Origin of the sequence: Rhizobium sp. J15 (assembly GCF_002531825.1) — a bacterium.
GTDB lineage: Bacteria > Pseudomonadota > Alphaproteobacteria > Rhizobiales > Rhizobiaceae > Rhizobium.
Window position 1 is genome coordinate 1 of sequence record NZ_NWSX01000090.1, and the last position, 5234, is coordinate 5234.

The window sequence follows — 5234 nt, forward strand, 5'->3', positions numbered from 1 at the left end:
AGCACCGGCACGTAGCGCGAGAAGGTGTCGACCACCGAGCAGCATGGCAACATTGTCGGCTGTGAACTTGAAGCGGCGGTGATCGGAACGTGGGCGATGGACTTCGTTCACGACCAACTCGCAACGGGTAAGAAACTGCGCGTGCTGACGCTTAACCGTGACGTTCACAACCGTTTTCAATCCTCGAGCCGACAGGGCCTACACGGATCACGACCTTGGCGCCCGCCATAATCGAGCGTAAGGGCCATCAGTTCTCACTAGGTCAGCGTGCTTTCCCTCCTCAATGACCCGCCCCTTGTCCAGGACCACAATATTGTCCGCCCCACGAACGGTGCTCAACCGATGAGTGATGACTATGATGGTCTTCCCAGCGCGAGACAGATCCTCAACAACCCGCAGCACAAATTCTTCGGCTGCCGAGTCCAGAGAGGAGGTCGCTTCGTCAAGGATTAGAACGTCGGGATCCCGGTACAGGGCCCGAGCCAATGCGAGGCGCTGCTTCTCACCTCCGGAGAGGCGAACCCCGTTCTCGCCCAGATGGGCCTGGAACCGCCCGGGCCAGCGCTCGATGCACTCCCGCAGTCCTATTCGATCACAGATGCGTACGATCTTATCGAACTCCGGTTCGAACTCGCCCAGGGCGATGTTCTCGATCACGGAACCGGAGAAGACGTCTATCGATTGCGGTACTGCAGCCATGACCTTGTGCAGTGATGCGCTCGAGAAATCCTGGAGGGCATATTGGCCGATCCGAATGCATCCATCCTCAAGCTGGTAGACATTCTGCAGCAGAGCCGCAAGGGTGCTTTTGCCCGAGCCGCTCTCACCCACGACGGCCGTCAACTCTCCTTGGCGAAAGGAGACGCTTAGATCGCTGAAAACCTCCGCCTGCGCGCCATAGCGGAATGTGACGTTCTCCAGGCGAATATCTCCGAGATCGGTCTTCGTAGCATCGATGCCGCTGCTGCTTGCCGACTCCAGTTCAAAGATCTCGAAAAGTCTATCCGCCGCGATAAACGCGTCTTGAACGATCCGGTTGGTCTGGATCAGGCGGGCGACCGGCCGGGTGATATAGCCAAGCAACGTATAGCAGGACAGCAATTCGCCGGGCGTGACGGCCTGTTCGAGCGCAAGCGTGGTTCCAAACCACATCAGCACGATGGTGAACAGGACCGACAGCAACGTCGAGGCGTTGTCGCCGCAGATTGAGATCAGCCCGGAGCTGTAGACGGAATGCAGCATCTTTACGAAGCGGGTCTCCATTTTGAAGTTTGCGAAGCTCTCGACGCCGGAAGTCTTAATGGTGGAGACAGCTCCGAGTGATTCTACCAGTTGCGCCTCGAGTTTGGCGTCATTTTCCATGATGACTCGTTGGAGATTTCGATTCATCCGATTGATGGCCCAATATACCAGGATGTACATTGGAATGGCGAGCGCCACGATCAAAGCAATATTCCAGGAATAGATGAACATCATTCCGAATGAGAACAGTATCATTAAAATGTCAACAAACATGTTTATCGAAACGTCGTTCAGGAAGCTCCTGATTTTCACAGCGTCGTTCATGCGCGACACGATTTCTCCCATGCGCATGCTATCGAAGAACTTCTGGGGCAGGGCCAGGATGTGATTGTAATAGCCGAGGATCAAGCATACGTCGATCTTCTGCCCCGTCTGCAGGACGAGTCGGCCTCTTAGGAGGTTGATCAGGATCTGTATCGCTAGGATCAGCAGCATTGCGATGCTCATCAAGTTGAGCAGGTTGCGGTTTCCCGCTGGGATCACGTGATCAACGATCTTCTGAACGTAGATCGCCGTCGAGAGACTGAGGACGGTCGTCACAAGAGCGCCGACGAGAGCCTGCGCCATCACCGTGCGGTGTGGCGCGAGTAGGCGGGCGAATCGGGCGAGGGGCGACGTGGTCTCGTCTCGACGATTGAATGTGTCTGCCGGAACCAGCAAAACCAGAACGCCGGTCCATTGCTCCATGAATTCCTGATGCGGCACTTTGCAGATTTCGCCCAAGGCAGGGTCCATGACGATGACCCACTTGGCGTCGATCGCATGGACCACTACGAAATGGTGCAGGTCCTCCTTGACGACGTGCGCGATAGCGGGCTTGGGGATCTTGTACAGGCTGTCGAAGCCACCTTTGACGCCTTTCGCGATGAAGCCCAGCTTCTGCGCCGCTTCCGTGAGCCCCAGCACACTCGTACCGGAGCGGTCGGTCGACGCATACTGGCGGATGCGCGCCAATGGCAACTTGTAGCCATAGAAGGCTGCGACAGATGCGAGGCTGGCGGCGCCGCAATCCGTGATGTCACGCTGTTTGAACTTAATGGCCTTACTCGACATGGAGGCTCGCTGGCTGTTGGGACAATATTAGCGCCCCGCCAGCATCGGGTTGAGCCAATCGTCTGCCTCGTCGTAGAGCAGTTGCAGGAGAGTGCGATTGGCCAACAGAAAGCGAGCCCGCACGGTCATGCCTTTCTTCAGGTGGCCGATGGCCCCGCTTTTCAGCGCGAGTTCGCTGCGAGAGAGCGCGCACTGGACCTTGAAGACCGGGTTCCCGTCATGCAGAGTGAAGTCCTGCGCCACCTCGACCACCCTTGCTTTGATGACACCCCATTGGTTGTAGTTAAAGGCATCCACTTGGAGCCGCACCGGCTGACCAGGCTGCACAAAGCCAATGTCGTTGGGGGAGACGTAGATTTCCGCCACCAGATCGTCGTTCGGCGAGATCCAACCAACGGTTTGCCCGCTCTGCACGTAGCTTCCGTGCGCGAGGCCGGAGAACTGCTCGAGAGCACCCGATACTGGGGCGCGGATGCGGTGCAGGTCCCGTTCGTGCTCGAGCTGATGCAAGGTGGCCGTGAGTTCCTTTAAGCGCAGGTTAGCATCAAGGAGCTTCTGGTTCCAATCAGCGGTTTTGCGTCGCACGAGGATCTCGCCTTGGACCTCGATATTTTGGAGAGCGAAAGCCTTCTCGTCAACGGTCTTCGCCGGCGCCGCAGCAGCCGAGACAAGTCGCTTTGCGCGGTCGAGTTCCGCCGCGGCGTTACTGCGCGCATTTTGGTTCTCGCGCAGCAAGTTGAGAAAATGCACCCTTTCAGCCGTCGCGGATTCGGTTTGGAGGGGGGGCGAGACGCTGAGCCTTGCGCCGGAAGAAATCAGCGTTTGGAAGTCATGGGCAAGATCGCTCTTGGCATGAATGTCGGCTAAAACCCCGCTGAGCTTTTCCTCGATTACATGATCGTCAAAGGCGATTATTTCCTTCCCCTTAGCAACGACATCGTTCTCAAAGGCAAGGACACGGGAGATGCGTCCGGAGACGGGCGCTATCAGGGGCGTCTTCTCCACGATCGGGCGAATAGTACCGACACTCTGCATGGAGACCGGTATGGTAACGAGTGGCAGTGAGCCAAATGCCGCGGCGACGAAGAGCAAGATCGCCCTATAAATGCTCAAGGATCGTCCTGATCGTCGCGCCAGTATGCTTTCTGCGGTGCAGCTGGCCGTTTCAGCAGAAAGGGGAACTGCTAGTCTGTAGTCACTAGGAGCCATCGAGAGCCAGCTCGCTTATCAACCAAACAAGTGTCCGTAACGTCGCAAAAACAAGTAAACCCAAAAATACCAACCTCCGGAGGTTTCAGCTGCTTCTTGAGGGGTTAATTCGGTTACACGATAGGCTGCCATGTTGTTCATCATTGGTGTCTCCGTTCAGAGCTGGATTGAGAAGATGCCAAGGCCCCCGTTGGGAGCTCCTAGCGGCGCGCAACAAAAAGGTTCAAGATTCGTGCCAATGCAGAAGGAGCGAAAAGCATCAGAAAACTGTTCTGTATGTTATTCAATGGCTGCCCTAGAGCGCCGAGACGTGCCAAACCGCACATCACGCTGTCGCAAGCACGACAAACCGAGTAGGGTTCTGAATGAACGTCCTGAACAGGATCGACAGCTCCAAAGTTCGGTGGCGACGGTACAGTTGAGACTCGGCGCTCAGTAAGCGCGCCCCCATCCGCGTAGCCCCCATCGAGTTTGCCGTCGATTTTTGTTGCTGCTGATTCACTCTGAAACCTGGTGAATTGTTAGTGGCCCTCCGCACGATAGTGGGCGCGGATGCGCCGCTTGGTGCCGCGGGCCTTGTCCCTATTGGCAGATGCTATGGCCGGATGTGTCAAGTAAAAGATCCACCGGATGCGAAAAGAAACACGAGACCTATTGGGCAATGCTTGGGCGGGTCCCGACGCTATGGCGATCTCAGACCTGCACTTGTTCCGGCCCAGGCTGTGGCCGACAGCGATCGTCTCGCGGGGCCGTTGCGACAGGAGGATAGCTGGCAAATCTCAAGCTCACCTCGACATCCGGTTACGCGAGCTTGGCCGCGCCAGCTCGGGCTGTTACGATTCCGGGCGGCTCGATTGCGAAGGCGACGTCCAGACGTGGATGCTGCGACTGGCTTCTGCGAAGCATTCAGTCATCTGCGTACAGGAGCGCCCTGCGATGAACGTCATCCTCGCAGAAGAGACTAGCTTTGGCCTGCGCATGATGGCCGATGCCACAGACACCCACACCTTGTGGGTGTTAATCCGTGTTCGACAGTGGCATGTCGAGAGCGAAGCCTACGACCGGGCGCTAGCCAGGGTGGTCGAGGCGCAGGCGGGGTTACCGATCCATGGGCACTCCGGCTTCGAGCGACGGCCTATTATTTGCCGCCACAGCGCAAGGCGACGCCCTGGTAAACGTGAAATACGGCAGGATGCTAGGCCTTCAGGCCTACAGCCAGGTCTCGGATCGATACGGGTCGATCCGTCTGTCGTCCTCGTCGATCAGACGCTTGAGCCATTCCAGCGCCGCGATGGCGGACCCGATGTGCTGCATTATTCCGGAATTCGAGCAGGCTCAGCAGCCTCGGCAACATGCGTGGATAATGAAATGCCGTAGGAGGAACGTGGCACCGCCTGGGCTCGCTGCTTAGGAACCGCCAGTCTTGTATTTGCGGACCAGAGCCGAAAGTATCGCCTGTTCGGCAATTTCGGCACCGCTCCGTCGAGGGCCTTGATCGCGGACCCGGCGATGCGAGCCAAAAGGCGCTCCTCGCTGGCCCCTTTTCAATTTCTTGGCGATCGAGGCGACGACCCTACGTTCCCATTCGCCACCATCTTGTGCACTTTGATCTGAACCCTTCAAACTGGACCAGTTTTGGTTAGAGTTTTCCGGTGCATTTTCCTGGCTGG

Annotated in this window: 4 protein-coding genes and 1 pseudogene; 1 reads left to right on the plus strand and 4 read right to left on the minus strand. The window is 57.3% G+C overall.

Features of this window, described 5'->3' with window-relative positions:
- Window positions 1-207 precede the first annotated feature (207 nt).
- The 3 genes from CO670_RS32170 to CO670_RS33710 form a co-directional block, all read right to left on the minus strand.
- Window positions 208-2355 carry a peptidase domain-containing ABC transporter gene (locus CO670_RS32170; protein ID WP_004676279.1) on the minus strand — a complete coding sequence of 716 codons (2148 nt, stop codon included), beginning with the start codon at window positions 2353-2355 and terminating at the stop codon, window positions 208-210.
- A gap of 27 nt (window positions 2356-2382) precedes the next feature.
- Window positions 2383-3468, minus strand: coding sequence for an HlyD family efflux transporter periplasmic adaptor subunit (locus tag CO670_RS32175; protein ID WP_008533948.1), 1086 nt, complete (start codon window positions 3466-3468; stop codon window positions 2383-2385).
- Window positions 3469-3582: 114 nt separating this feature from the next.
- Window positions 3583-3708 carry a hypothetical protein gene (locus CO670_RS33710; protein ID WP_004676277.1) on the minus strand — a complete coding sequence of 42 codons (126 nt, stop codon included), beginning with the start codon at window positions 3706-3708 and terminating at the stop codon, window positions 3583-3585.
- A gap of 530 nt (window positions 3709-4238) precedes the next feature.
- Here CO670_RS33710 and CO670_RS33790 point away from each other — a divergent pair.
- Window positions 4239-4798, plus strand: a pseudogene (locus tag CO670_RS33790) (Tn3 family transposase); the annotation flags it as partial.
- A gap of 173 nt (window positions 4799-4971) precedes the next feature.
- Here CO670_RS33790 and CO670_RS33295 read toward each other — a convergent pair.
- Window positions 4972-5234 (minus strand): hypothetical protein (locus CO670_RS33295; RefSeq protein ID WP_210202702.1); only part of this gene is annotated, 263 nt, incomplete at its 5' end.